This is a genomic window from Embleya australiensis (assembly GCF_051903075.1).
In the GTDB taxonomy this organism is placed as follows: domain Bacteria; phylum Actinomycetota; class Actinomycetes; order Streptomycetales; family Streptomycetaceae; genus Embleya.
The window spans coordinates 1,308,803-1,333,510 of sequence record NZ_CP182422.1; the positions used below are offsets into that span (position 1 = coordinate 1,308,803).

Consider the following 24,708-nt stretch of genomic DNA (forward strand, 5'->3'; position numbering starts at 1 on the left):
CGATCGCGGCTCCGAAGTCGGCGGCCCCGGGCGGCAGTCGCCGGGCATACCGGGGGCCGGACGCCACCCCGTTCGACCCGCCCCCGCCGCGCCGCTACAGCTCCGACCCGCCCGTGGCGTCCAGCGTCGTACCCGTCACCCATCGGGCGGCGTCGGAGGCCAGGAAGGCCACCGCGTCGGCGATGTCGTCCGGGCGGCCGACCCGGCCCAGCGCCGCGCGGCTCGCCGCCTGCGCCTGCGCCTGTGGGTTCCCGCGCAGCCAGGACGCGTTGACGTCGGTGTCGACGATGCCGGGGGCGACGTTGTTGACGGTGATCCCGCGAGGGCCCAGGTGTTTGGCCAGGGCCAGGGTGAACGTGTCGAGGGCGCCCTTGCTCATCGCGTACGCGATCGACTCGGGGAACGCGATCCGGGTCGCCCCGGAGGTGACGGTCACGATCCGGCCGCCGTCGCGCAGCAGCGGCAGCACCCGCTGGGTCAGGAAGAACGGGGCCCGGGTGTTGACCGCGAACACCCGGTCGTAGCCGGCCTCGGTCTCCGCCTCGATCGGCCCGGTCGAGCCGATGCCGGCGTTGTGCACCAGGACGTCCAGGCCGTCCACCCCGAACTCGGCCCAGCCGGCCCGCAGCACGTCGACGACGGTGTCCACGTCGCCCGGTACGCCCAGTTCGGCCCGGACCGCGAAGGCCCGGCCGCCGGCCGCCTCGATCGTCGCGACCACATCCTTGGCGGCCGGCTCGTCCCGGCCGTAGTGCACCGCGACCAGCGCCCCGTCGGCGGCCAGCCGCTCCGCGACGGCGCGGCCGATCCCCCGGCTCGCCCCGGTGACGAGTGCGGTCTTGCCGGTGAGCGTGTGGGTGAGCGTGCGCATGATGCGCCCCTTCCTCTCGTATGTGCCGCTTCGTACGTCTCTTTCCGCGGCACATCTTTAGTGATCGCTACAGATCCTGCCGGGCAGCACCGTAGCGCAGGTTTATTAGCGATCGCTACAGAAGAGCCCGCGCACGCCGATCGACTTTGCCATCCCTTGGCTTTACAGCTGTATGTCGAAGCCCTAGATTTACAGCCGTAAGGAAACAGGCGTTAATCAATGGGGGCAGCTCGTGACCGGCACCGCATCGACCCGAACCCGAACCACCGCATCACCGACACCGACCGACGTTCCCGATACCGCGGGGCATCCCCGCCGGTGGGCCGCACTGCTCGTGTTGTGCTCGACCCTCGTCGCGGTGACGCTGGACAACTCGGTGCTCAACACCGCGCTGCCGTCCCTCGCCAAGGGCCTGGACGCGTCGACCGCCGACCTCCAGTGGATCACCGACGCCTACACCCTCGTCTTCGCCGCCCTGCTGCTCCTCGCCGGCAGCCTCGGCGCCCGGTTCGGCGCCCGCCGCGCCCTCCTCGGCGGCCTGGTCCTGTTCGGCGGCGGCTCGGCCGTCGCCGCGGTGTCCACGACCGCCGGCGAACTGATCGCCTGGCGCGCGGTGATGGGCCTGGGCGCGGCCTTCGTGATGCCCGCGACGCTCGCGATCATCATCCGGATGTTCCCGCCCGTCGAGCGCGCCAAGGCGTTCGCCGTCTGGTCGGCCTCGGCCGGCGTGGGGGTGCTGATCGGCCCGGTCACCGGCGGCGCGCTGCTGATGCACTTCTCCTGGTCCAGCGCGTTCTGGATCAACGTCCCGCTGGTGCTCGCCGCGCTCGTCGGCGTCCTGCGGATCGTCCCGACCATCCCGCGCCAGGGCACCGCCCGACTCGACCTGCCCGCCGCCGTGTTGTCCGTGATCGGCCTCGGCATCCTGGTCGACGCGATCATCGAGGCGCCCGAACGCGGCTGGACCGACGCCGTCACCCTCGTCGAACTGGTCGTCTTCGTCGTGGTCGCCGCCGCGTTCCTGGTCTGGGAGCTGCGTCGGGACGAACCCATGGTGCAGGTACGGCTGTTCGCCAACCGCGGCTTCGTGCTCGCCGCCGGCACGCTGGCGATCACCTTCTTCGCCCTGTTCGGCACGCTGTTCGTGCTCTCCCAGTACTTCCAACTCGTCCACGGCTACAGCACGCTGAAGGCCGGGCTCGGTGCGATGCCGTTCGCCGCGGCGATGGCGGCGATGTCCGGACTGTCGCCGATCGTCACCGCCCGACTGGGCATTCGGGGCACCCTCACCGTCGGACTCGGCGCGATCGCGCTCGGCCTGGGCGTGATGGGCCTGACCACCGCCACCGACACCCCGTTCGTCGCCCTCGCCGGCGAAATGATGCTGGTGGGCGCCGGGATGGGGATGATGATGGCGCCCGCGAGCATGGAGATCACCGCGTCCGTACCGGCGCGCTTCTCCGCGATGGCCGGCGCGCTCAACAGCGTGGTCCGCGAACTCGGCGGCGTACTCGGCATCGCCGTGGTCGGCACGCTGGTCTCCTCGCACTACCGGAGCGAGATGGGCGACCAACACCTCACCGGCCCCGCCGCCGTCGCCGGGCACGACCTGCCCAGCGCCCACGTGGTGGCCGAGCACCTGTCCCCGGACGCGGCTGGCCGGCTCACCTCCGCCGCCGACCACGCCTTCACCACCGCGATGAACAACGGCGCGCTCGTCGCCGCCGCGGTCGCCGCGCTCGGTGTCCTGCTGGTCGGCTTCGGCCTCCCCCGCCGGGCCGCACAGGCCACCGCCCCCGCCGGCAAGCCCGCCGAATCGGTCGACGCCCCCGCCGAACCGATCAACGTTCAAGCGGTACAAACCGTCTGATGAAACCTCAGCCCGCCACCCGACGACCGGCCCCCGCCGGCCGCCGGGTGGCGGGCGTCATGCCATGCGCCGTCGACAACCCCCGGGAAGGCCCCATGCCGAACAACGCCGCTCCCACGCCTCGTACGCTGAGCGCCATGGACGACGACCACGGGCCGAATCGCCGACGCAATCGCCGCGGCCAAGGGGCGCTGCTCCGCGAGGACATCCTCGCCGCCGCGACCGACCTGATCGAGCGCGACGGCCACTCCGGCGACGTGACGCTGCGCCGGATCGCCCGGGAGGCCGCGATCACCGCGCCGTCGATCTACGCGCACTTCACCGATCTGGACGACATCCTCGACACGGTCCTCAACGGCTACTTCGACGACCTGCGCGCCGCCATCCTGGCCGCCTCGGATGCCGAGGACACGGAGGCCCGCTCGCTGCTCGCGGGCTGCCGCGCCTACGCCCGGTTCGCGATGGAGCGCCCCGGCCGCTATCGGGCGCTGTTCCACCGGATGCGCCCGGGGTCGGAGGCGTCGGACGCGCCGAACCCGCCCGACGCGCCGGACGCACCCCCGCCGCTGCCCAGGCTGCCCAGCCGCATGGACGTCTTCCAGACCCTCATCGACGCGATCGCCCGGACCCAGGCGGCCGGCCAGGCCGCCGGCGCCGACCCGTTCCAGGACGCGCTGGCGGTCTGGGCCGCGATGCACGGCGCGGTGCTGCTGCGGATGACCGCGCCGGTCTTCGAGTGGCCGGAACTGGACACGTTCATCGACACCCTGGTCATCCGAACGGCGCAGGTCACCCAGGTGGGCTGAACCGGTCCGTCGCGGTCCGATTCGACCGCCGTTGTGGCCGTTACCGCAACCGGGCGTGCCATCGCGGGCCTCGACATGGAAGGGTGTCCTCACGGATCGCATCCAGTTCGAGAGCAGGAACGCACCATGGCTGACGAGACACCCGCGAACGAGACACCCGAGGAGACGGCCCCCGAGGCCGGCGAGGTCGCCGAGCCCGAGAGCGCCGAGGACGAGACCAAGCGCAAGTTCCGCGAGGCACTGGCCCGCAAGCGCGGCACCAAGACCGACGGCGCCGGCGAGAACCCCGGTGGCGACGGTTCGAAGATCCACGGTGCGCACGGGCCTGCGGCACAACAGCGCTCGTTCCGGCGCAAGAGCGGCTGACTCGACCCACCCCCGAAACCGCGTCGGGCACGGGCTCGACACACGGGCTCGACGCACGGGTCGTCACCCGACCGGACACACGGGTCGACACACGAGTCGGCTCGTCGAGGGGCTGCCTTCGCCGGGTTACCGGGGAGTAGGATCGCCGGGATCGCGAGATTTCACGGCATGCCTACTGCCCGCCCGGCGAAGGGTCCCCTCGTGTTCGACTACGACGTTCTGGTCATCGGCTCCGGATTCGGCGGCTCGGTCGCGGCGCTGCGGCTGACCGAGAAGGGCTACCGGGTCGGCGTACTCGAAGCCGGCCGACGGTTCGCCGACGCGGACTTCCCCAAGACGTCGTGGCAGGCCCGCGACTTCCTGTGGGCGCCGGCGATCGGGCTGACCGGCATCCAGCGCATCCATGTGCTCAAGGACGTGGTGGTGCTGGCCGGGGCGGGTGTGGGCGGCGGCTCGCTGAACTACGCGAACACCCTGTACCAGCCGCCCCAACCGTTCTTCGACGATCCGCAGTGGGGCCACATCACCGACTGGCGCGCCGAACTCGCGCCGTTCTACGCCCAGGCCGAACGTATGCTCGGCGTGGTACGCAACCCGCACATGACGCCCGCCGACGAGCACATGAAGGCCGTCGCCGAGGACATGGGCGTGGGCGACTCGTTCCATCTCGCGCCGGTCGGCGTGCTGTTCCCCGAGGAGGGGCAGCGTCCCGGCGAGGAGGTACCGGACCCGTACTTCGGCGGGGCGGGCCCAAGCCGGACCACGTGCACCGAGTGCGGTTCGTGCATGACGGGGTGCCGGGTCGGGGCGAAGAACACGCTGCTCAAGAACTACCTCCACCTGGCCGAGCGGGCGGGCGCGGAGGTACACGCGGAGCGCACCGTGCGCCGGGTGCGCCCGCTGGCCGCCGGTCCGGACGGAGCGCCCGGCGGCTACGCGGTGGAGACGATACGCAGTGGGCCGCCGACGACCGCCCGCGCGCCGCGTACCTGGACCGCCGAACAGGTCGTGTTCGCCGCCGGCACGCTCGGCACCCAGCGGCTGCTGCACCGGATGGCGGCGGACGGTACGCTCCCGCGCCTGTCCCCTACGCTCGGCCGGTTGACCCGAACCAACTCCGAGGCCCTGGTGGGCGCGGTCGCGCCGACGACCGGGGTGATCGACGCGACGCGCGGGGTGGCCATCACGTCCTCGTGGCACCCGGACGCGGACACCCACATCGAACCGGTCCGCTACGGCAAGGGCTCGAACGCGATGGGGCTGTTGCAGACGTTCCTGACCGACGGGGACCGGCCCCGGGTACGGCAGTTGCTGGGCACGGTGTTGCGGGACCCGGCCAAGCTGAAATTCCTGAGCGTGCGCAAGTGGTCCGAACGCGCGGTGATCGCCTTGGTCATGCAGTCCCGGGACAACTCGCTGACGGTGTACCGGAAGCGGGGCCTGTTCGGCCGCACCCGGATCACCACGCGCCAGGGCCACGGCGAGCCCAACCCGAACTGGATCCCGGCCGGTCACGAGGCGGTCCGCCGTATCGCGACCCGGCTCGGCGGCGTGGCCGGCGGCTCGTGGGGCGACCTGGCCAACGTCCCGATGACCGCGCACATCCTGGGTGGTTGCGTCATCGGCGACTCGCCGGCCACGGGCGTGGTGGACCCGTACCAGCGCATCTACGGCCACCCTGGCCTGCACGTCCTCGACGGCTCCGCGGTCAGCGCCAACCTCGGCGTGAACCCGTCACTGACCATCACCGCCCAGGCCGAACGCGCGACGGCCATGTGGCCGAACCGCGGCGAGCCCGACCAACGCCCGGCGTTGGGCGAGCCCTACCACCAAGTCCCGTACACCGCACCGGTGTCCCCGACGGTCCCGGCGGACGCCCCGGCGGCCCTGCGGCTACCGATCGTGGAGATCCGCTCGGGCCCTCGACCGACGAAGGACTGACGGCGGGTCGGGCAGCGGGCAGCGGAAAAGAATCTTTCGCGGGCTGTCGATCCGGATGTCGTGCGTTCGTCGTGTTGATGTACGCGCCGAACGAGACGACACGACCCGAGGAGAGCCGGACATGGATCGCGACAGGATTCTTGCGTGGGTACGGGACGAGCGGCTCGGCCTCGCCGACCTCCTCGACGACCTCGGGCCGCACGACTGGGGCGTGCCCTCGCTCTGCTCCGATTGGACGATGCACGAGTTGGCCGCGCATCTGACCACGTCGACGCGTACGACGGTGATGAGCATGATCCGAGGCGCGATCCGGGCCCGGGGCGACTTCGACCGGATGACGTCGGAGGAGGCCCGGGCGCTGGCCGTCAGGTTCACGCCGGCGGAGTTGATCGCCCGACTCCGCGAGACGGCCGGCTCACCGCGTCGTGCGCCCTTGACGTCCCCGCTCGACCCGCTCGTCGACGCGCTGGTGCACGGACAGGACGTGGCCAGGCCGCTGGGTCGAAGCCGCGAGATGCCCACGGAACAGGCGGTCGCGGCCGTCGGCCATGTGTGGGCCAGTCCGTTCTACGGCGCCCGGAAGCGGTGTCGGGGCACCCGCCTGGTGGCCACCGACGCGGACTGGTCGGCGGGTACCGGGCCGGACGAGGTCCGCGGCCCGGTCGCCGAACTTCTCCTGCTGACCACGGGCCGCCCGGCGGGCCTGGCAGCCGTCACCGGCCCGGGCCGCGCCCGCATCGCGAGCGCGCTGTCGGGTGCGTCCGTCTGACGCGGCGCCGGTGGGACCGCGGCCCGGGTCAGCCGCGGGCAATGCGGGCGCGGCGGGCCCTGGCCGCCTCCTCCTCGGTGTCGGTATGGCGGGGGATCTTGACCCGCTTGAACACGTTGAACTCCGCGCCGTCGGGCAGTCGCAGGACGCCGCCGTAGACGGGATTGCCCGCAAACAGCACCAGTTCGCTCACGGGGTTGCCGGTCGCGTCGACCAGGTACCGCGCGGCCCCGACATACGAGCCGATCGCGCGTCGGGTCACCGGATCGACCAGCACGAGCCGAAGCGCGGCGCGCACGCCCTCGCCCTGCCGCTCCAGGCGGTAGCCGTAGCGGCGCCACGGGTATTCGCGCAGTATCCGCTCCACGGCCCGGACCGAGGCGTGCCGTCGGGACAGCAGGAGGCCGAGGTACACCGGAATCCCGACCAGAGCAAAGAGCAGGCCGAACGAGTCGTGAAAGACGACGGTCACCGCCGTGATCACCGCCGCGCCGAACAACCCCGCCGCGTCGTGGCGGAGTTGCCGACGCCGTCGCCGCTCCAAAGCCACCCGCGTCGCCGAGTCGGCGAGCGCCGGTTGCTCGTCCTCCGCGCGCGGTTCTTCCGATTCCGACATCCTCGTCCCCCCGTCGACAGGACTTCGGATTCTGCCGGCAGCCGGGGCGACGCTTCAGCCGATCGGCGGCCCTCCTTCGGGCCGGCGCAGGGCCGAACGTGCCTGGGTTGCCCAGTCGTTGGCTCCCCAGATGTCGGCGATGGCGGCGGCGCGGGTGAAGTGTTCGGTTGCTTCCTGTTCTCGGCCCAGGAAGCGGGCCAGTTCGCCCAGGGTCAGGGCCGGGGGGCGGATCGCGATGGACAGGCCCGCGCAGGCCGGGGGTGCCTCGGCCAGCGGGAGCAGGGTCGGGTAGAGCGCGGCGGCCTCCTCTCGTTCGCCGAGGGCGATCGCCGCCGTCGCGCGGAGCACGGACATCGGGGTGTGGAAGAAGTCGGGGCGGATCGGCTCGTTCAGCGTGCGCATCGCGCGGGCCTCGTCGATCCGGCCGGCGGCGGCCATCGCGAGCGCGCACAGGTCTGCCGCGAACGGGCCGAACGTCGCCAGCATCTCCGGTGCCTCTCCGGCGAGTTCGCCGATCCGGCCCTGGCCGAGCCGGATCGTGGACACCGCCACCCACCGGAATCCGAACGCGTGCGGCGAACCCTGGGCGATCATCGGCTCGATGGCCCGGTGATAGCGCTCCTCGGCCTCCTCGTGGCGGCCTGCGATGTGCGCGAGGGTGGCGTGTGCGAGGGCGCCGACGCCGATCGCCTCGGGCATCCGGTAGGCCTCGGCGATCGCCGCGCTCTCCTCGACCAGGCGCCGCGCGGTGGCGGGATCGTTGCGGTCGGTCGCCGTCGTGGCCAGGTTGAACCGGGCGTACCAGCCGTAGACGGGCAGGTCGTATTCGTCGGCCAGGTCCCGGAGTTCGGTCGCCGCCGCGTTCCGGGCGGCCTCTTCCCGCAGCCGGCCCAGATTGGCCGCCAGCGTGGCCAGGGTCAGGCCGCGCAGGTCGGGGTCGCCGAGTTCACGGGCGAGCGCCACGGCCTCCTCGGCGAGGGCGCGCGGGTCGGGGACGATGCGTTCCTCGGATACCTCGGACGCGTATGCCTCCAACAACCGGCAGCGGATCTCCGGGGTCGAATCGGTACGCGCCGACAACCGGCGCAGCGCCGCCACGACGGGCTCGTCCAGGACGCCGTACGGCCGGCGCTGCCAGGGAGTGGGCACGGTCCAGGCGGTGAACGCGGCGACGACGAGATCGTCCCGGCCCGCAGCCTCCGCCGCCTCGAAGGCGAGTTGCCGGGTACGCCGGGCGCCCGAGACGTCGCCGGCGCGGACCCGGGCGCGCAACAACCGGCCGTACAGGTCGGCCCGTTCGGCGTCCCGATCACCGGGGGCCGCCGCCGGGACGCGGTCCAGGCATTCCAGGGCACGGGCGAGCAGGTCGACGGCGGTGTCGTGGGCGAAGCGGCGTTCGGCCAACTCGGCGGCGGCGATGTGTACTTCGACGGCCCGGGCGGCGGTGGCGGCGCCGACGCCGTGGCCGTAGTGGTGGGCGAGGGCCGACACGTCGTGGGTGCCGAGGCGTTCCAGGGCGGCGGCGATCCGGGTGTGCATCCGGGTCCGGCGCAGGCCGCTGAGGTCGGCGGCCATCGTGTCGCGGACCAGCGCGTGCACGAACCGGACCCGGCCGGGGGCGGGTTCGGTGAGCAGCCCGGCGATCAGGCCGGCGTCGAGCGCGTCCAGCACGCCGCCCTCGTCCACCTCGGCCGCGTCGACCAGGACGTCCACGTCCGCCTCACGCCCGACGACCGAGGCCAGGCGCAGGACGGCGACGGCGGGATCGGGCAGCCGCGCCAGCCGGCGGCGCAGCACGTCGCGAACCCCCTCGGGGACGTCCGACAGCGCCACGAGGGCACCCTCGCTGTCCAACAGACGGGCGCTCTCCCGGAGATAGAAGGGGTTGCCGCCGGTACGCTCGGCCAGCGCGGTGAGGGTGGCGGCGTCGACGGCGGTCTGCGACACCGAGGCCACCACGCGGGCGGCGGCATCCGCCGACAGCCCACCCAGCGCGAGCCGCACCGGCGACCGGCGGGCGAGATCCGCCAGCGTCTCGGTCAGTCTGCCGTCGACCTCGTCGGGCCGATAGGCGGCGACGACGAACAGCCGTACCGGCGCGTGCTTTCCGTCGGCCGCCCCCATCGGCCCGGCCTCTGCCCGGACGCCGGCGGCGAGCAGGGCCAGGGTCTCGGCGTCGGCCCGGTGCAGGTCGTCGAGCACGACGGTCAGGGGTCGGCGTCGGGCGACGTCCGTCAGCCAGGCCCAGACCGCGCGGTGCAACCGGAATCGCCCCGCCGAGGTATCGGTACCGGGCCCGCCGGCCGCGTCGTCGGCCAGCAAGGGCGCGAGCGCGTCGAGGAGTTCGTCCGGCGGCGGCTCGATCGCGGCGACCGCGCGCAGGGCCTCGACCCAGGCCCACGCGGGCGGCGCACCGTCGACCTCGGGGCAGCGGCCGGTGGCCACGAGCCCGCCCTCCCGCTCCAGTTCCGCACCGAGTCGGCCCAACAGCGCGGACTTCCCCAGTCCGGCCTCACCGGTGACCAGCGCGGCCCGAACCCCGCCGGCCGCGGCCTCCCGAGCCGCCCGGAGCAACGCGGCCAACTCCTCGTCCCGCCCGACGAAGGTCTCCCCGGGTCCGGAGCCGGGGCCGGAGCCGGGACCGGAACCGACCTCGGAACCGAAGCCGGACCCGGCCTCGGAACCGACGCCGGAGCGGATCTCGGAACGGAAGCCGGAACGGGTCGCGGAGCCGGGATCGGAGCCGAGGCCGGAACCGCCCCCGGAGCCCAGACCGGGTCGAGGAGTGGACGCGGAGCCGGTCCCGGCCCCGGTCCCAGCCCCCGCCGCGGCCCCGGCCCCGGCCTCCACCGATTCGCCGACACCGAAGCCCTCGCCCCCCGACCCCACCGCCGCCCGCAGTACCTCCATCCGTTGCCCCAGGATCGCCTCCTCGACCTCCGTCAACGCCGGCCCCGGGTCCAGGCCGACATCGTCGGCCAGCACCGCGCGGGCTCGCCGGAGGGTGGCCAGCGCGTCGGCCTGGCGGTGGCCCGCCCACAGCGCCAGCGCATGCAGCCGCCAGCCCTCCTCGCGCAGCGGCGCCTCGCGGGTGAGGCGTTCGGCGTCGACCGCCGCGTCCGCCGGGTCGCCGGTGCGGAGGCCGGCGGTGATGTGCAATTCGCGCGCGCTCAGGTGCAGTTCGTCCAGTCGCGCGGCCTCGGCGACGGCCCACGGCTCGTCCGAGGCGGCGGCGAAGGCCGGTCCGCGCCACAGCGCCAGCGCCGTTTCGACCAGCTTGCGGGCCTCGGCGGGATCGGCCTCGACCCGCTCGCGCGCGGTGTGGAGCAGGCGTTCGAAGCGCCACGCGTCCACCGCGTCGTCCGGCAGTCGCAGTGCGTAGCCGGGGGCCGCGCTGACCAGGATCGTGGCCGGCGCCCGGCGCGGCCGACCGGGTTCGAGCAGCCGGCGCAGGTTGGACACGTACGCCTGGAGCGAGGTGACCGCCTGCGTGGGCGGCTCGCCGCGCCACAGGTCCTCGACCATGCGGTCGATCGACACGACCCGGCCGCGCGCGACCGTCAGGAGCGCGAGTACCGCACGCTGCCGCGGACCGCCCAGGGGCACGGTCACGTCCGCCACCTCGGCCTCGAACGGGCCGAGCACGCGCAGGTACACCATTCCAACCCCAACCCGAATCCGTCGACGTCCGCCCCGGTGACCACCCGTACCGGTCCTGGGACAACCCGACCGGGCCGCTCCATGTTCCTTCCAGGTGCCTTCCAGGATTGTTCCAAGACGGCGGGACGAGGCTTGCACCACTCCCCACGACGACGGGTCGGGGGTCGCCGAAAGGGATCATCGCCATGACCACCACGCCCATCACCCCCGCGCAGGCCGGCTTCGACGTCCGCGAAATGGTCATCGTGCACCGCGGGTTGCGGCGCGAATCGCGGCTGCTGATCGAGCTGATCGGCGCGGTCGAGCCGGGCGACACCGCCCGTGCCAAGGTGCTCGCCGAGCACTTCGACCTGTACCGCCTCGGCCTGCACGGCCACCACACCGGCGAGGACGAACTGCTGTGGCCGCCGTTGCTGGCCCGCGTCGACCTGGAGGCCGAGCTGGTGTTGCGGATGGAGGCCCAGCACGAGCGGGTCGCCGGTTCGCTGGCCGTCGCCGAGCAGTTGGCCGGCGCCTGGGCGGCGGGGGCCGGGGTCACCGAACGCGACGCGCTGGTCGCGGCACTCGTCGAACACCGCGCGGCGCTGATCGAACACCTGGACGACGAGGAGACCGAGCTGCTGCCGCTGGCCCAGCGCCTGCTCACCGCGGCGGAGTGGCATGCCCTGGGCGAACACTTCGTCGAGTCCACGCCCAAGCCGCAGATCCTGCTGCTGCTCGGCATCGTCCTGGAGGATGCGACGGAGCAGGAGCGGGCGCAGATGCTGGGCGGGCTCCCGCTCCCGGCCCGGCTGATCTGGTACGTGATGGGCCGGCCGATGTACGCCCGCATGATTCGCCGGGTCCGCGGCTGACCCGGTGCGTGGCGCCCGCCGCGCCCGGGTCCGGGTGGCGCCACCGGGCCGGGGTGCGCGCATCGCCGCGTCGGGTGCGTTTGGATGGGGTCATGACCACCGCACTCGACCTGCATCCCGCTCTGACCCGACCCGAGTTGCTCGCGGAGCCCGTGGCCCGCGCGCTGGCCGGTTGGCCGCCCGCGTCCGCCGAGTTGGTGAAGGTGGCCGCGATCGATCCGGAACTGGCCGACACCGCCGCGTTCTGCGACCGCTACGACGTGGCCCCGGCCGACAGCGCCAACTGTGTGGTGATCGCGGCCAAACGCGGCGGCACCGTCGGCTACGCGGCCTGCCTGATCACCGCCACAACCCGCGCGGACGTCAACGGCCTGGTCCGCCGCCGACTCGACGCGCGCAAGGCCTCGTTCGCGCCGGTGGACGTGGTGTTGGCCGCGACCGACATGGAGTACGGCGGCATCACCCCGATCGGCCTGCCCGCCGGCTGGCCCGTCCTGATCGACGCCGCCGTCGCCGCACATCCGGGCGTCGTGGTCGGATCCGGGATTCGCGGCTCGAAGTTGTGGGTCCCGGGTCGGCTGCTGGCCGAACTCCCGGGCGCGGAGGTCGTCTCGGACCTCGGCGTCCCGATCACCTGACCGACACCGGAGCCCACGCGTACGCCCCCGCCCTGCCCGACCACGATCACGAGCCGGGCAGGACAGGGCGTCCCGCGTACCGCAGCCCGAACGTCAGCAGTGCGGCGCAAACAGGCTCAGCCCCACGCCCTCCGGAATCGGGGCCGACGCCGAATCCCCCGACGGCGGCGGGTGGACCGTCCGCCCCGCCTTGATCGTCTCCTCGATCGTGATACCGGCGATCTCCGTCCCCGGTGCGGTCACCGGATTCGCGCTCAGGATCACCAGGTCGGCCACTTTGCCGACCTCGATGGTGCCCTTCTCCGCCTCCTCGCCGTATTGGTAGGCGGCGTTGACGGTGATCGACCGCACCGCGTCCAGGCCCGACACGCACTGGTGTGCGCCCAGCGTCCTGCCGCTGCGGGTGAGCCTGGTGACCTGGCTGGACAGGATCGCGATGGAGCTGGGCCGGGCGACCGGCGCGTCGTGGTGGGAGGTGTAGATCATGCCGCGCTCCAGCGCCCACCGGGCGGGCGAGATGTCGACCGCGCGTACCGGCCCGAGGACGGTTTCGCAGTACACGTCGCCCCAGTAGTACGTATGCATGGAGAAGAACGACGGAATGATGTCGAGCAGGCGGAACTGCTCGATCTGGTCCTCGCCGGCCGTCTGGCAGTGGATCCCGGTGGTGCGCCGATCGCCCGGTCCGGCCTCGTCGCCGGCGGTACGTACGCAGCGGATCAGCTGCGCGATCGCCGCGTCGCCGTTCGCGTGTGCGATCACCTGCCAGGCGTGCGCGTAGCCCGCGCGGACCTGGTCGAGCGCGGACTTCTCGTCGAGCGCGGGATAGCCGCGATAGTCCTTGCACATGCCGTCCGGCGGGGTGGCGTACGCCTTGCGCAACCACGCGGTGCGGCCCTGCGGGGAGCCGTCCAGGACGATCTTGATACCGGCAGCGCGCAGGCCGTTCTCGTACTCCCGGCTCGCCCGGACCAGTTCGGGCCGCTTGATCGCCTGGGCGGCCTTGACGTAGACGACGACGTCCAGGGGCAGGCCGCCGGGTGTGGCGTCGGCGACCGCCCGGAGTTGGCCCAGTACGTCCAGTTCGGCGGCGCCCTCCTGGACGGTGGTGAAGCCGTAACTCGCCGCCTCGGCAAGGCCCCTGGCCAGGAAGGCCGCCTTGTCCCGGTCGTCGATGCCCAGGATCGCGAGCCCCTGGGCGGGGGTGAACGCGGACTCCTCCAGGACGCCGTCGGGTTCGCCGTAGGGCAGCACCGACATGTCGCCACGGCGGATCTTCCCGCCGTCCGGATCCTTCGTCTCCGCCGAGTAGCCCAGCAGTTCCAGGCCCTTGCTGTTCACCGCGCCCAGGTGGAACGACTGGTGGATGGCCAACACCGGCCGATCCAGGGAGACTTTGTCCAGGTCTTCGCGGGTGGGATGGATGCCCTCGGCGAGCAGGTGGTCGTCGTAGCCGAAGCCGATGATCCAGGTGGACCGCGAGCCGACCGGGCCCACCGCGAACTCGCGTAGTTTGTCCAGGATTCCGGCGATGTCCTCGACGTCCCCGTCGGGCTTGCCGAGTAAATCGGCGATGCTCCCCTGGAGTCCGGTGCCGACGACGTGGCCGTGCGGGTCGATGAAACCCGGCAGGAGGGCGCGCCCGGCCAGATCGCACATCCGGGTGGCGTCGCTCTGCCATCGGGCCCGCGCCTGGCCCAGGTCGCCGACGAAGACGATCCGCCCGTCCTTGACCGCGACCGCCTCCGGCCGCGGGTCCGGCGACCTCGGACCGGCCGCCGGGCCGGCGACCGTCTCGATCTCACCGCCGTGGAAGATCACATCGGCCGCGCCCGGCTCGGTCGGCGGGGATTCCTCGGTCGCCACACAACTCACCCGATCCTTCGCTGACTCGCCGGCCCACGGACGCACCGACACGATCACGGCATCGCCATGCAGTCTGGCGGTGACGGATCGTGACAATGAAGCTCGAATCCGGCCATCCTTCGAATTCGCCTCCCTGTCGCCGCGGTTCCGGTGTCGCGCAGGGCCACCGCTGCCCGGGGCCGGGTGGCGTCTACCCGGGCCCGGGCCCGGGGCCGCCGCTCGGTTCGCTCGGCTCACGGTCGGTCCGGCTCACGTCCTCGCGCAGGAGTTCGGCCAACCCCTGGCGGGTGGCGGCCAGGACGACCCGATCCGTCGGGAGCAGCCGGTGGTCCGAGGGTGGTACGGCGACCGACCGGCCCGCGCCCGGCGACGCGGCGGCACCGGGCGCGGGCGACTCGGTGGTGTCCAGGGCCAGGACCCGCCGGCGGCCCGCCCGAAAGGATTCCGCGACGGTGTGGCCCTGGAGTTCCGGGTGGCCCGCGACGTCGACCGCCGCGAACAGCAGCACCTCGCGCTCGACCGAGATCGCGCCGAGGATCTGTCGCCCCATCAGCGCGCCCGCGAACGCCGGTGCGGACAACGACGACACGCTGCGGCTGCGGGTGCGCGCGAGCGGATAGGACTGGCGCAGCGTCCCGTTCACGGACTTGGCGAAGTCGTCGTCGAACAGCCGGAGCACCACCCGCAGTTCGGGGTCCACCTCACGGGCGTACAGGACCGCCTCCAGGTTGATCGCGTCGTCGCTGGTGAGCGCGAGCAGGGCCCGGCTGGTCCCGATGTGCGCGGCCTCCAGGACGCCTTCGCGGGTCACGTCGCCGATCACCAGCGGTACCCGCCGGGCGTGGGCGGTCGCGATGCCGAGCGCCTGCGGGTCGCGTTCCACGCACACCACCGGGATGCCCAGGTCGCACAGCCGATCCAGCACCCGCGTACCGATCTTGCCCAGTCCGAGCAGCACCACGTGATCGGCGATGGCGCGCGGTGGCGGTCGCTGGGTGGTCGCGGTACGGAACGTGCCCAGGCTCTCCAGCACCACCGCGAACAGCAGTGGCAGCAGCGCCATCCCGGCCATTGCGGACAGGACCTGGAGGATCTGCCGCCAGGCGTTCTCGCCGATCGCGGGATCGCCCATCCCGAACACGTCCAGGATCGAACGGTACGCGGCGCGCATCGGCGGATCCCGGGTGACCCACCACGTCAGCCCCGCGAACACGAACAGCAGCGCCACCAGGCCGACCACGGCATAGCGCAGCCGGCGCGGGAAGAGTGTGGCCACCGGCAGTGCCTGGGGCATCCGGGGGCGGTTGACGGGCGGGCCGGCGGCCTCGGCGAGGCCGATCGCCTCCAGTACGGTCCGCCCCCGGGTGGTCCCGGCGGCGACCACGTCGGCCTCGTCCGGCAGCAGGTCGGGACTGCCGCCGGGGCCGTCGGCGGCCAGCGCGAGGGTGTGCAGGCACGGCGCCGGGTCGGGTTCGGCGGGCGGCCGCTCGGCCACCCGCAGCAGCAGTCCGTCGGCCTGAACCACCTTGTCCGCGCCGGAGATCGCCGCCGCGACCAGCGCGGGTGTGGCGGTGTCCGCGTCGGAGAGCACGGTGGTGGTCACGTCCCGGGCCGATCCGTCGTCGGCCCGGGCCGCCGCCCGATCCAGCAGGTCCTCCAGATGCCGGCCCAGTTTGCGGTTGTACAGCCGCACCACCAGGCGGATCCGCGGATCGAGTCGGCGCGCCCGTAACGCCGCGTGGATGTTGGCCCGGTCGTCGCGATACACCAGCGCCAGTGCCGCCGCGCCCGGGACGCCCGCGGAGCGCAGCGCGTCGTCGTCCGGTTCGGCGGCCTCGACCACCGCCACACCGCCGGCCCGGGCGAGATCGTCGATCTGGGGGCCGTGATTGCGGTGCACCGAGGGCAGCAGTACGGTCACGTGCTCCCCGTAGACGCGCGCCAGTTCGTAGGAGAGTCGTTGCGCGAGCGCGTCGTCGCCGCACACCACCAGGTGTCCGGTCCGAGGCGCGGGAGTCGGGTGGTGCGGAGGAGTCGACACACCCCCACCCTGCCCGCCGGGCCGTCCCCCCGTCAGCCCCTTTCTTCCCGGCCGTACCCCACCGAGCCCCCGACCGAGCCCCCTACCGCCGGCGCCGGCACTGCTCCTACCTCGGCGAAGTGTCCGAGATCAGCAGGTCCATGACGCTCTGCAGCCCCCCGGCGGCGAACGCCGCCCGCTGGCGATCGGCCCCGGTCCCCTCCAGGATCAGTCGGTCCACCAGCGCGAACACCTGGGCGGTGTCGCCGAATTCGTCCAACGCCGGGGCGACGTGCCGCAGCAGCTCGCCGACCAGGTCCCCCGCGTCGATCCGCCGGGCGACGCCCGCCGGCCCCACCGGTCCGAACAGTTCCGCTTCCAATCCGTCGCGCGCGGCCATCCAGCAGGCCGCGCGCAGCAGTTCCTGGTCGGGCGCGGCGTACGGCGCCTTCTCGTCGTGCTGTTGCAGCGCGGTCACCACCAGGGCCCGCACCAGCCCCGCCAGCATCACCGCGTCGTCCGCCCGCAGTTGCACGTCCGGGCAGCGAATCTCGATGGTCGGGAAGCGCTCGGACAAGCGCACCTGCCAGTACACCTGCCCCCGATCCAACATCACCCCCACCGCGAGCAGCGCGTCCACCCGCCGCTCGTACTCCTCCAGGTCCACGAACACCGGAGGCTGCCCCTCCACCGGCCAGCGCGCGTAATGGATCGTTCGCCAACTGGCGAACCCGGTGTCCATGCCCTGCCAGATCGGCGAGTTGGCGCCCATCGCGACCAACACCGGCAACCAGGGCCGGATCCGGTTGACCACTTGCACGCCGGTCTCCCGATCGGGCACGGCGACGTGTACGTGCATCCCGTGGATCAGTTGCACGTCGGCCAGCCGCCGGGCGTTCGCCCGGATCGCCAGATAGCGCGGGTGTTCGCTGATCTCCATCAGCTTCCCGTTGCCCACGGGCGCGGTCCCGCAGGCGATCATCCGGCAGCCGCTGCGTTCGGCCGCCGCCGACAGTTCGCCGCGCATGCGGTGCAGGTGTCCGCCGATCTCGTCGAGCGAGTTGCAGACGGGAGTCGCCACCTCCAACTGCGCCTTGAGCAACTCGGGTTGTACATCGCCGACATCGAGTCCGGGCCGCAGGCACGCCTCGGCGCGGACCCGTTCCGCTGCCGGCGCCGGTAGGCCGCTGACGGGGTCCACGAGCAGGTATTCCTCCTCGACACCCAGGGTGGTGATCACCGAACCGTCCTTTCGAGCGGGCGCGAGCCCGCCGGGCAGGGCCTCCACCAGGACCTGACCCACCGGCGGCCGGTACGCGCCACGACCCGTGCCCCGGTACCCCGTAGCCCTCGGGAATATCCCCGAACCCCACACGGTGCGGCATCGCGACCCACGACGTGCTCGACCAAGATCCGGACAGGTCGTATTACTTGGGAGGACTCGATCGGTTGTACCCGTAACCACCACAGGTCGACACGTCCGGCCGGGGTCGGGACCGATGTGGGGCCGGGTGTGGCGGGGTCGGCGCGCCCGATGTCCGGCCGTTGTGATGGGGTGGATCCCGGTAGCCGAACAGGTGAGTGTGGGGGCGTGTGGTGTCTGGGGTTCAGGTAGCGAACAAGGCCCTGTTGGTCGGACTCTTGTTCGAAGGGGCCGCGGTGGGCGACCTCGGCCGCGTCCGTCATCGCCTCGGCGACGAGGTGATCGCCACCCTGCTCGCCGACGAAGGGCTCACCTCGCGCCTGCGCTCGTTGGCCACGCTCGACCCCGATCCGTGGGTCCGCCGGGCCGTCGCGGCCAACTCGTCGGCGCTGACCGCGGCCGATCTGGGCGCGCTGCTGGAACAGCCCGACCCCGTCACCGATCGCATCGTGTACGCGCACCCCGAGGCGACCGCGTGGATGCGCCGGGTGGTGCTCACGCCGGGCCGGTATCCCGACGAGCCGCATCCGTTGGCCGCGTTGCACACGGAACTGCTCGCGCTGTCCGCCGAAACCGCGCTGCCGCGCCGGCTGGGCGCCGCGGTGGTGGCCGATCGGCGGGAGTTGGTCGTGCACGCGTTGCGGGTGTGCGCCGGGGCGTTGACGGTCGCGGAGGAGCTGAGGGGTCTGCTCTCGCTGCAACGGTTCGGTGGAGAGGGGCTGTTGGCGGAGGCGGTGCGGTATGTGCGGCCCGAGGTCGCCGCGCTCGCGGGGTCGGGTGCGGAGGGGGCGGGCGGCGCGGAGGGGTCGGCCGAGGCCGGGGCGGGCGGCGGCGCGGATCTGGCGGCCGCCGTTGCCGAGGCCGAGGGGGCCGCGGGGCTGATCGCCGAGTTGCGGGCCGGGATCCGGCCGACGACCTGGCGGCGCGGGGTCGACTGGGCCGCGGTGACCGAGGCGCATCGGGACGAGCCGCTGCCGGAGGCGATCGCCGTGGTGCTGGCCGCCGACGCCGAGTGTCCGGAGGAGCTGCTCGTCGCGCTCTACACGGCGTATCCGACGGCGGTCGGCCCGGTGGCCCGGCCCGCGCCGGCCGTACTGCGCGCGGCCATCGATCTGCCCAAACACCCGGCGCTGGCCCGGATCGCCGTGCTCACCCGCGACTCGGCCGAGCCCGCCGACGTGGCGCGGATCATCCACGAGGTGACCCCCGCCCGTACCGCCGTGGCCACCCTGCCCGAACTCCCGGAGCACACCGAGCTGCGCGATCTGCTGCACCGTCACCTGGGCGCGCACGCCGACCGCTGGCACACGCTGCGTACCGCGCTGCCCCGGTACCGCGCGACGCTGCCCGCATTGCTGGCCGAGATCGCGGCGGGAACGGTCACCGCACCGGCGGAACCGGTCGGCGGGCCGCCGCCGACCCTGACCAAGCCGTACCGCTACCTGCTCACCTCGGCCGACCCCGACGACCTGCGCGAGGTACTGCCCGCGCTGCCCGACGCGCTGGTCCGCGACCTGCTCTCCAGCGGCTCGCTGCCGCGACGCGTGCACGAGGCGGCGATCACCTCCACCGACCCGCGAGCGTGGGAGGCGCTGGCCCGCAATATCGGCCTCGACGTCCGCGAACTGGCCCGCCTGGTCGACAAGCGGGTTCCGGCGGTGGACGCCGCGGCGTACATGAGCATGCGCTCGACCCCGTCGCTGCGCCGCACCATCGCCCGCCGCTCGCCGCTGGATCCGGGCCTGCGCAAGGAACTCCTCGCCGGCGGCGACCGCCGTACGCTGCTGCCGCTCGTGGCCTGCGGCGAACCCGAACTGGCGGCGAGGGCTCTGGAGTTCGGGTGCCGCAAGATCGCCCAGCAGTACGCGTACATCCAGGTCTGGGAGCGGCACGGCCCGGAAGGCGCCCGCGAGCTGCTGGCGGCCGCCGGCAAGAGCACCGCCGCGCAGATCCGCAAGCGGGTGGAGGCCGCGCTCAAGGCCGAGGACGGCCTGGCCGACCTGCGCGCGAGCGGTGAGCCGTACGACGATCCGGCCACGCTGCCGAACCGCCTCCAGACCCGGACCAGTCGAACCACCGTGCGCGACCTGGTCCACGAGCCGTACGCGCACGACTTCCCGCTGCTGATGGCGGCCAACCGGACGGAGCCGTTCGCGTACGAGGCGCTCGACGACCTGATCCGGCACGAGGACGCCACCGACGCGGATCGGGTGGCGCTGCAACTGGAGTTGATCAACTTCCTGCGGGGGTACGACCGTCGCGCGATCGACATCTCGCCGCAGGAGTGGCTGCGCACCAAGGCGTTCAACCGCGACGAGGACTGGGCCGGCGCGGCGGTCGAGAACGGCCTGCTCGATCCCGTGCACCTGGTGGACATCGCCTATCCGGCGCATGCGGTGGTCGCGAGCATCAAGCGGATGAGCCCGACCCTGGTCGTGGACCCGATGCGGGAGCGGCTCACCGAACTGACTCGGGATCACCTCGCGGGCCACACCGAGGCGTTGGCGATCGCGGTGGGCCTGGTCGAGGAGTTCAACGGCTCGCTCGCCGAACTGGTCACGCTGGCCGGGCAGGCGGCGGGCCCCCGACCGGACGCCGAGGAGGTGGCCCGGGCCGACGCCGCCGCGCTCGCCCAGGCCCGGCGCGAGGCGGCCGAGACCGCGCTGACCGCATCGGTGCCGGCGACCGCAGATCCGGCGACGACGCCGGCGGCGAACGCGCGTCGGGGCCGGGAGCGGACGACCGAACCGGACCGCACCTCGCGCCTGGTCGCGGTCGACCTGCTGCGTACGCTGTCCGGCGCGGCCACGGGCGATCCCGAGGCCGCGCCGGTGCCCGACGATCCGGCCGTGCTCGCCGCGCTCGCCTCGCTGTCGACGTTCGACGCACCCGGCTACGAGTATCCGGGCTGGCTGTACGAGGCGTGCTTCGCGAGCAAGTCGGTCGGGCCGCGGGTGGCCCTGGGCCGCCGGGTGTTCGACGAGTCGGTCGCCAACGACCTGATCGACCTGGGCGAGCCGGAGGTGCTGGCCGCGCTCGGCGAAAACAAGGGCCTGGAGAAGCCGACGGCCGACCGGGTCGCCGCGATCGTGGCGGGCACGCCGACCGAGCGCCCCGCGCAGTACCCGTCCCGGGACACCTGGCCGGGCGCGGCCGCACCGGCCGCGTTCCTGCGCTGGATCCGTGGGTACTTCGAAGAGGGCCGCGGCGGTGGCGGCGAGTACCTCGCCGAGGGCGCCTACCGGCACGGCATCGTCGGGCCGACCGACATCCTCGGCATCCTCCCGACCCGGGCACTGACCCCGCTGCCCCGAAAGTGGCGACACCGAATCGTGGCGGGCCCGATCAAGCGGGCGGTCGGCACGCTGGTGGCCGACCGGCTGGGCGTCGACCCGGACCGGTGGTTGCGGGCGCTCACGGCGATGGGGACGGAGGGGGATCGGCCGATCACGGAACTCCTGGACGCGGCGGTGGAGTCGGGGTCCGTCGCGGAGACGGGCGCCGGTGCCGTCGCGGAGACGGAGGCGGATCGGGAGGCCGCTTGGCAGCGCCTCGAATCCCCGCACACGATCGAGGCCGCGGTGGTGCAGGAGGCCGAATGGCGGATCCGGCGCGCGTGGCGGTGGCCGGCCGCCGACCTCCTGCTGCACGCCTCGCCCGAGGCGCTGGTGGCGATCCTGCCGCGACTCGGCCCGCACGCCTATCCCTCGCTGTGGGCGTACTCGCGGCACGTCGAGTACGCGTCCCGCGCGCTGGACGAGTACCCGTTCCCAGCCAACGACCACGCCGCGCTGCGCATCGTCGCGACCCACACCGAGAGCCCGGCGCTGCTGAAGCGGCTGTTGCAGTTCGACGACCCCGAACTCAACCGCGACCTGTACGGCTCACCCCTGGAGGACGAGGGCGCCTCGATCCGACGTGTGGTGCTCTCCCGGGTGCCGCAGGGCCGGCCCACGACCGGCCCCGACGATCTGCTCCCGCTCGACCCGGATCTGCGCGCGCAGTTGCTGATGGACCACCGGCCCACCGCCTCGCTCCTGCCGGCGCTGCGCATGAAGGTGGAGGCGGCCGACCCGGAGGTGGTCGAGCACGCGCTGCGCCAACTCGGCCGAAAGCTCTCGCTGTTGGATCGGCTCATCGGCGTACGCGGCCTGCTGCGGCACGGCGGCGCGGACCGGATCGGGGCATTGGTCGAGGAGGGCGTACTCGGCGCCACGGCCGGCCGGTTGGTGGCCAAGGCCCTCACCGATGCCGACCCCGACGCGACGCTCACCGCCCGCATCGACCGCGAGCGGGGCGGCGACAAGTTGGTCGCGAAGCTGCGCCGCTGCGCCGGTGTGGCCGACACGGACGAGGCACTGGACCTGCCGTACATCCAGGACTGGGACCTGATCCTGGCCGAACACGAACGGGAGCCCTTCCCCCGGCAGATCCTGAGCCGCCTCGTCCTCCAGCGCGACTCCCCCGCGAGGCTCCTCGAACTCGGCCCGGTCGACGTCAGCGCCGCCCGCCGCTCCGCCCTCCTCGACCCCGCACACGCGCTCGCCTCGATCGCCTCCGGCCAATCCTCCCTCGGCGACGCCACGTGGTACACCCACATGGACGACCTGGTCACGAGGGGACACGTCACCGGAAGGGACCTGGTCCACAAGGCCAGAGGCGCCGCCACGATCCTCCGCTGGATAGCCGAGTCCACCCACCGCCTCGAGGTCCCCACCCAAATCCACACGGCCGGCCGCGAAGCCCAAGCGGAAATCAATTCCATCCTGACCACCACCAAGCCCCAATGGCCCCACATCTACGCAGCCCTGACAGCCCAAGACCCCACATGGCACCCGGAGTCCCCAACCTCAACGATCCACAACCTCCTGACACGCACCGCGTAGCGGGAGCGGAGGGACGGAGAGGGGCGGGGTGGAAGGGCGGTCGGGTCCGGTCCGGCGCCTCCTCCCCTCCGCCGCCGTCACCCGGCAAGGCAGCCGGCCTGCACCGCATCGGGCGGGCCGCCCGCCGGTCGCCCGGCTCCACGTCGCGTCACGGGCGCCCTTCCGCCTTCCGGTCATCCACCGATCGGTGGATGGGGGTCCACCGGTGTCTGCGCCGAGTGCGGCTCGTCGGTGGATTCGGGGGTGCCTGCCTCGGTCGCATTCTCGTAGGGGTCGGCACGAGGTCGGCTCGGAGTGCGGGGAGTGGTCAGCCACCATGGCGAATGTCGAAGCGGTGCGTGTCGAGGGGTTGAGCAAGTCGTACCCCGGCAAGTCCGTCCTGCGGGACGTCTCCTTCAGTGTCGACGTCGGCGAGATCTTCGGTCTGGTCGGTCCCAACGGAGCCGGCAAGACCACCACCGTCGAGTGCGTGACCGGGCTGCGCCGGCCCGACGGTGGTACGGCGCGCGTGCTCGGGCTCGACCCTCGGACGCAGCGCGACGAGGTGCGGCACGTGCTCGGCGTGCAGCTGCAACAGAGCGCACTGCCGGACAAGTTGCGGGTGGCCGAGGCGATCGAGCTGTACGCCGCCTGCCACCGCGCCCCGATCGAGCCGGGCCCGCTGCTCACCCGGCTCGGCCTTGACGCGCACCTGCGCACCCCGTACGCCAAGCTCTCCGGCGGCCTCCAGCAGCGGTTGTCCATCGCCCTCGCGCTGATCGGCGCGCCGCGCGTGGTGATCCTTGACGAACTCACCACCGGACTCGACCCGCAGGCCCGCCGGGACACCTGGTCGCTGGTGGAGGAGATCCGCGACGCGGGGGTGACGGTGCTCCTGGTCACCCACTTCATGGAGGAGGCCGAACGGCTCTGCGACCGCGTCGCGGTGCTCGACGGCGGCCGGATCGTCGCCCTCGACACCCCGCAGGCGCTGATCGAACGGGTCGTCCGCCACCAGATCGTGCGCTTCCGCCCCCGGACCCCGCTCACCCCGGAGCTGCGCGCCGACCTGGCCGCGCTCCCCCAGGTCCGGGAACTGACCGAGATCGAGGACCGGGTCGTGATCACCGGCGCCCCGGACGCACTCACCGGCGTCACCGCGCTGCTCGCCCGCGCCGGCGTGATCGCCGAGAACCTGCGCGTGGACAGCCCCGACCTGGACGACGCCTATCTGGCGCTCACCGACACCGGCGCCGGCGCCGGCGCATACGGCGACACAGACACACGCGCCCGCACCGTCGACCACCGCTGACCACCCCCACCACCCCCACTCGGGAGCCCGCATGTCCACCGCGACCACCCCCGCCCCCATCACCCTCACCCCCCGCCGCCCCGCGCGCGGCCTCCTGGCCCAAGTCACCCGCACCGAACTGCGGCTGTTCCTGCGCGAGCCGGTCGGCCTGCTGTGGGGTCTGCTCTTTCCCGTGGTGCTGCTCGTCGTGCTCGGCTCGATCCCCGGCACCCGCAAGCACAGCGACGACCTCGACGGGCAGAGCGTGGTCGAGGCGTACGTCCCGATCCTGACCGCCTTCACCTTCGCGATGCTCGCGCTGAACGCGATGCCGCCGGCGCTGGCCGGCTACCGGGAGAAGGGCGTGCTGCGTCGGTTGTCCACCACGCCGCTGCCGCCGAGCCGGGTGCTGGGTGCGCAGATCCTGATCCACGGCGCGGTCGCCACGCTGGCCACCGCCGTGATCACCCTGGTCGCGCGCTTCGCGTTCCGCGTGCACCTGCCGCGAGCGCCGTTCGCGTTCGGGGTCACCGTCGTGCTGACCGCCCTCGCGCTGTTCGCGATCGGGCTGTTCGTCTCCGCCGTCGCCGCCAACACCAAGGTCGCCAACGGCGCGGGCGCGGTGCTGTTCTTCGTGTCGATGTTCTTCGCCGGCCTGTGGCTGCCCCGGGCCAAGATGCCGGACACCCTGCGCACGATCGGCGACTGCACCCCGCTCGGCGCCGGCGTCCGGGCCCTCGGCGACGCCACCGCCGGTCACTGGCCGCACGGTTCCGCGCTCCCGGTCCTGGCCGGCTACGCCCTGGTCTTCGGCATCGCCTCGGCCCGCTGGTTCCGCTGGGAGTGACCCGG

16 protein-coding genes are annotated in these 24,708 nt (G+C 73.0%); 10 read left to right on the forward strand and 6 right to left on the reverse strand.

The window, feature by feature from the left end; all coding sequences use genetic code 11:
* Nucleotides 1–94: 94 nt before the first annotated feature.
* Entirely contained in the window at nucleotides 95–871 is a 777-nt protein-coding gene (locus ACMXN5_RS05360) for an SDR family NAD(P)-dependent oxidoreductase (protein WP_439674240.1), read from the reverse strand.
* 232 nt (nucleotides 872–1,103) lie between these two features.
* Between ACMXN5_RS05360 and ACMXN5_RS05365 the strand changes: the two genes are divergently transcribed.
* From ACMXN5_RS05365 to ACMXN5_RS05385, 5 genes are all read left to right on the forward strand, one after another.
* Nucleotides 1,104–2,741, forward strand: coding sequence for an MFS transporter (locus tag ACMXN5_RS05365; protein WP_439674242.1), 1,638 nt, complete (start codon nucleotides 1,104–1,106; stop codon nucleotides 2,739–2,741).
* A gap of 137 nt (nucleotides 2,742–2,878) precedes the next feature.
* Entirely contained in the window at nucleotides 2,879–3,547 is a 669-nt protein-coding gene (locus tag ACMXN5_RS05370; protein ID WP_439674243.1) for a TetR/AcrR family transcriptional regulator, read from the forward strand.
* 126 nt (nucleotides 3,548–3,673) lie between these two features.
* Entirely contained in the window at nucleotides 3,674–3,913 is a 240-nt protein-coding gene (locus tag ACMXN5_RS05375; RefSeq protein ID WP_395786299.1) for a DUF5302 domain-containing protein, read from the forward strand.
* A gap of 168 nt (nucleotides 3,914–4,081) precedes the next feature.
* Nucleotides 4,082–5,854 (forward strand): FAD-dependent oxidoreductase, encoded by a 1,773-nt coding sequence (locus ACMXN5_RS05380; RefSeq protein ID WP_439674245.1) that lies wholly within the window; start codon nucleotides 4,082–4,084, stop codon nucleotides 5,852–5,854.
* A 121-nt stretch (nucleotides 5,855–5,975) separates the two neighbouring features.
* Nucleotides 5,976–6,623: a maleylpyruvate isomerase family mycothiol-dependent enzyme gene (locus ACMXN5_RS05385; RefSeq protein WP_439674246.1), complete on the forward strand. Its 648-nt coding sequence runs from the start codon at nucleotides 5,976–5,978 to the stop codon at nucleotides 6,621–6,623.
* 28 nt (nucleotides 6,624–6,651) lie between these two features.
* On the opposite strand, the gene ACMXN5_RS05390 is transcribed toward ACMXN5_RS05385, so the two are convergent.
* Nucleotides 6,652–7,239: a hypothetical protein gene (locus ACMXN5_RS05390; protein WP_439674247.1), complete on the reverse strand. Its 588-nt coding sequence runs from the start codon at nucleotides 7,237–7,239 to the stop codon at nucleotides 6,652–6,654.
* A gap of 54 nt (nucleotides 7,240–7,293) precedes the next feature.
* Nucleotides 7,294–10,899, reverse strand: coding sequence for a BTAD domain-containing putative transcriptional regulator (locus ACMXN5_RS05395; protein ID WP_439674249.1), 3,606 nt, complete (start codon nucleotides 10,897–10,899; stop codon nucleotides 7,294–7,296).
* A gap of 185 nt (nucleotides 10,900–11,084) precedes the next feature.
* Between ACMXN5_RS05395 and ACMXN5_RS05400 the strand changes: the two genes are divergently transcribed.
* Entirely contained in the window at nucleotides 11,085–11,753 is a 669-nt protein-coding gene (locus tag ACMXN5_RS05400; protein WP_439674251.1) for a hemerythrin domain-containing protein, read from the forward strand.
* Between the two features lie 92 nt (nucleotides 11,754–11,845).
* The gene (locus tag ACMXN5_RS05405) at nucleotides 11,846–12,391 is read left to right on the forward strand and encodes a YbaK/EbsC family protein (RefSeq protein WP_439674253.1); all 546 of its coding nucleotides are present in this window, start codon (nucleotides 11,846–11,848) and stop codon (nucleotides 12,389–12,391) included.
* Nucleotides 12,392–12,484: 93 nt separating this feature from the next.
* Here ACMXN5_RS05405 and ACMXN5_RS05410 read toward each other — a convergent pair whose 3' ends face one another.
* The 3 genes from ACMXN5_RS05410 to ACMXN5_RS05420 all read right to left on the reverse strand — a co-directional run bounded on the left by ACMXN5_RS05410 (nucleotide 12,485) and on the right by ACMXN5_RS05420 (nucleotide 17,514).
* The gene (locus tag ACMXN5_RS05410) at nucleotides 12,485–14,257 is read right to left on the reverse strand and encodes an amidohydrolase (RefSeq protein WP_439674255.1); all 1,773 of its coding nucleotides are present in this window, start codon (nucleotides 14,255–14,257) and stop codon (nucleotides 12,485–12,487) included.
* Nucleotides 14,258–14,447: 190 nt separating this feature from the next.
* Nucleotides 14,448–16,298, reverse strand: coding sequence for an NAD-binding protein (locus tag ACMXN5_RS05415; RefSeq protein ID WP_439674257.1), 1,851 nt, complete (start codon nucleotides 16,296–16,298; stop codon nucleotides 14,448–14,450).
* Between the two features lie 106 nt (nucleotides 16,299–16,404).
* The gene (locus ACMXN5_RS05420) at nucleotides 16,405–17,514 is read right to left on the reverse strand and encodes a carboxylate-amine ligase (protein ID WP_439677953.1); all 1,110 of its coding nucleotides are present in this window, start codon (nucleotides 17,512–17,514) and stop codon (nucleotides 16,405–16,407) included.
* Nucleotides 17,515–17,936: 422 nt separating this feature from the next.
* Between ACMXN5_RS05420 and ACMXN5_RS05425 the strand changes: the two genes are divergently transcribed.
* The 3 genes from ACMXN5_RS05425 to ACMXN5_RS05435 all read left to right on the forward strand — a co-directional run bounded on the left by ACMXN5_RS05425 (nucleotide 17,937) and on the right by ACMXN5_RS05435 (nucleotide 24,703).
* Nucleotides 17,937–22,586 (forward strand): hypothetical protein, encoded by a 4,650-nt coding sequence (locus ACMXN5_RS05425; protein WP_439674258.1) that lies wholly within the window; start codon nucleotides 17,937–17,939, stop codon nucleotides 22,584–22,586.
* Between the two features lie 316 nt (nucleotides 22,587–22,902).
* Entirely contained in the window at nucleotides 22,903–23,877 is a 975-nt protein-coding gene (locus ACMXN5_RS05430) for an ABC transporter ATP-binding protein (protein ID WP_439674260.1), read from the forward strand.
* A 31-nt stretch (nucleotides 23,878–23,908) separates the two neighbouring features.
* Complete coding sequence (locus ACMXN5_RS05435; protein WP_439674261.1) at nucleotides 23,909–24,703, forward strand: ABC transporter permease; 795 nt, start codon at nucleotides 23,909–23,911, stop codon at nucleotides 24,701–24,703.
* The last annotated feature ends 5 nt before the right edge of the window (nucleotides 24,704–24,708 follow it).

Excerpts from the sequence above, each read along its gene's own strand:
- ACMXN5_RS05385 (WP_439674246.1), top strand. The coding sequence starts at position 5,976 with ATGGATCGCGACAGGATTCTTGCGTGGGTACGGGACGAGCGGCTCGGC.
- ACMXN5_RS05380 (WP_439674245.1), top strand. The coding sequence starts at position 4,082 with ATGCCTACTGCCCGCCCGGCGAAGGGTCCCCTCGTGTTCGACTACGAC.
- ACMXN5_RS05395 (WP_439674249.1), bottom strand. The coding sequence starts at position 10,899 with ATGGTGTACCTGCGCGTGCTCGGCCCGTTCGAGGCCGAGGTGGCGGAC.
- ACMXN5_RS05405 (WP_439674253.1), top strand. The coding sequence starts at position 11,846 with ATGACCACCGCACTCGACCTGCATCCCGCTCTGACCCGACCCGAGTTG.
- ACMXN5_RS05400 (WP_439674251.1), top strand. The coding sequence starts at position 11,085 with ATGACCACCACGCCCATCACCCCCGCGCAGGCCGGCTTCGACGTCCGC.
- ACMXN5_RS05375 (WP_395786299.1), top strand. The coding sequence starts at position 3,674 with ATGGCTGACGAGACACCCGCGAACGAGACACCCGAGGAGACGGCCCCC.
- ACMXN5_RS05360 (WP_439674240.1), bottom strand. The coding sequence starts at position 871 with ATGCGCACGCTCACCCACACGCTCACCGGCAAGACCGCACTCGTCACC.
- ACMXN5_RS05390 (WP_439674247.1), bottom strand. The coding sequence starts at position 7,239 with ATGTCGGAATCGGAAGAACCGCGCGCGGAGGACGAGCAACCGGCGCTC.
- ACMXN5_RS05435 (WP_439674261.1), top strand. The coding sequence starts at position 23,909 with ATGTCCACCGCGACCACCCCCGCCCCCATCACCCTCACCCCCCGCCGC.
- ACMXN5_RS05370 (WP_439674243.1), top strand. The coding sequence starts at position 2,879 with ATGGACGACGACCACGGGCCGAATCGCCGACGCAATCGCCGCGGCCAA.
- ACMXN5_RS05430 (WP_439674260.1), top strand. The coding sequence starts at position 22,903 with ATGGCGAATGTCGAAGCGGTGCGTGTCGAGGGGTTGAGCAAGTCGTAC.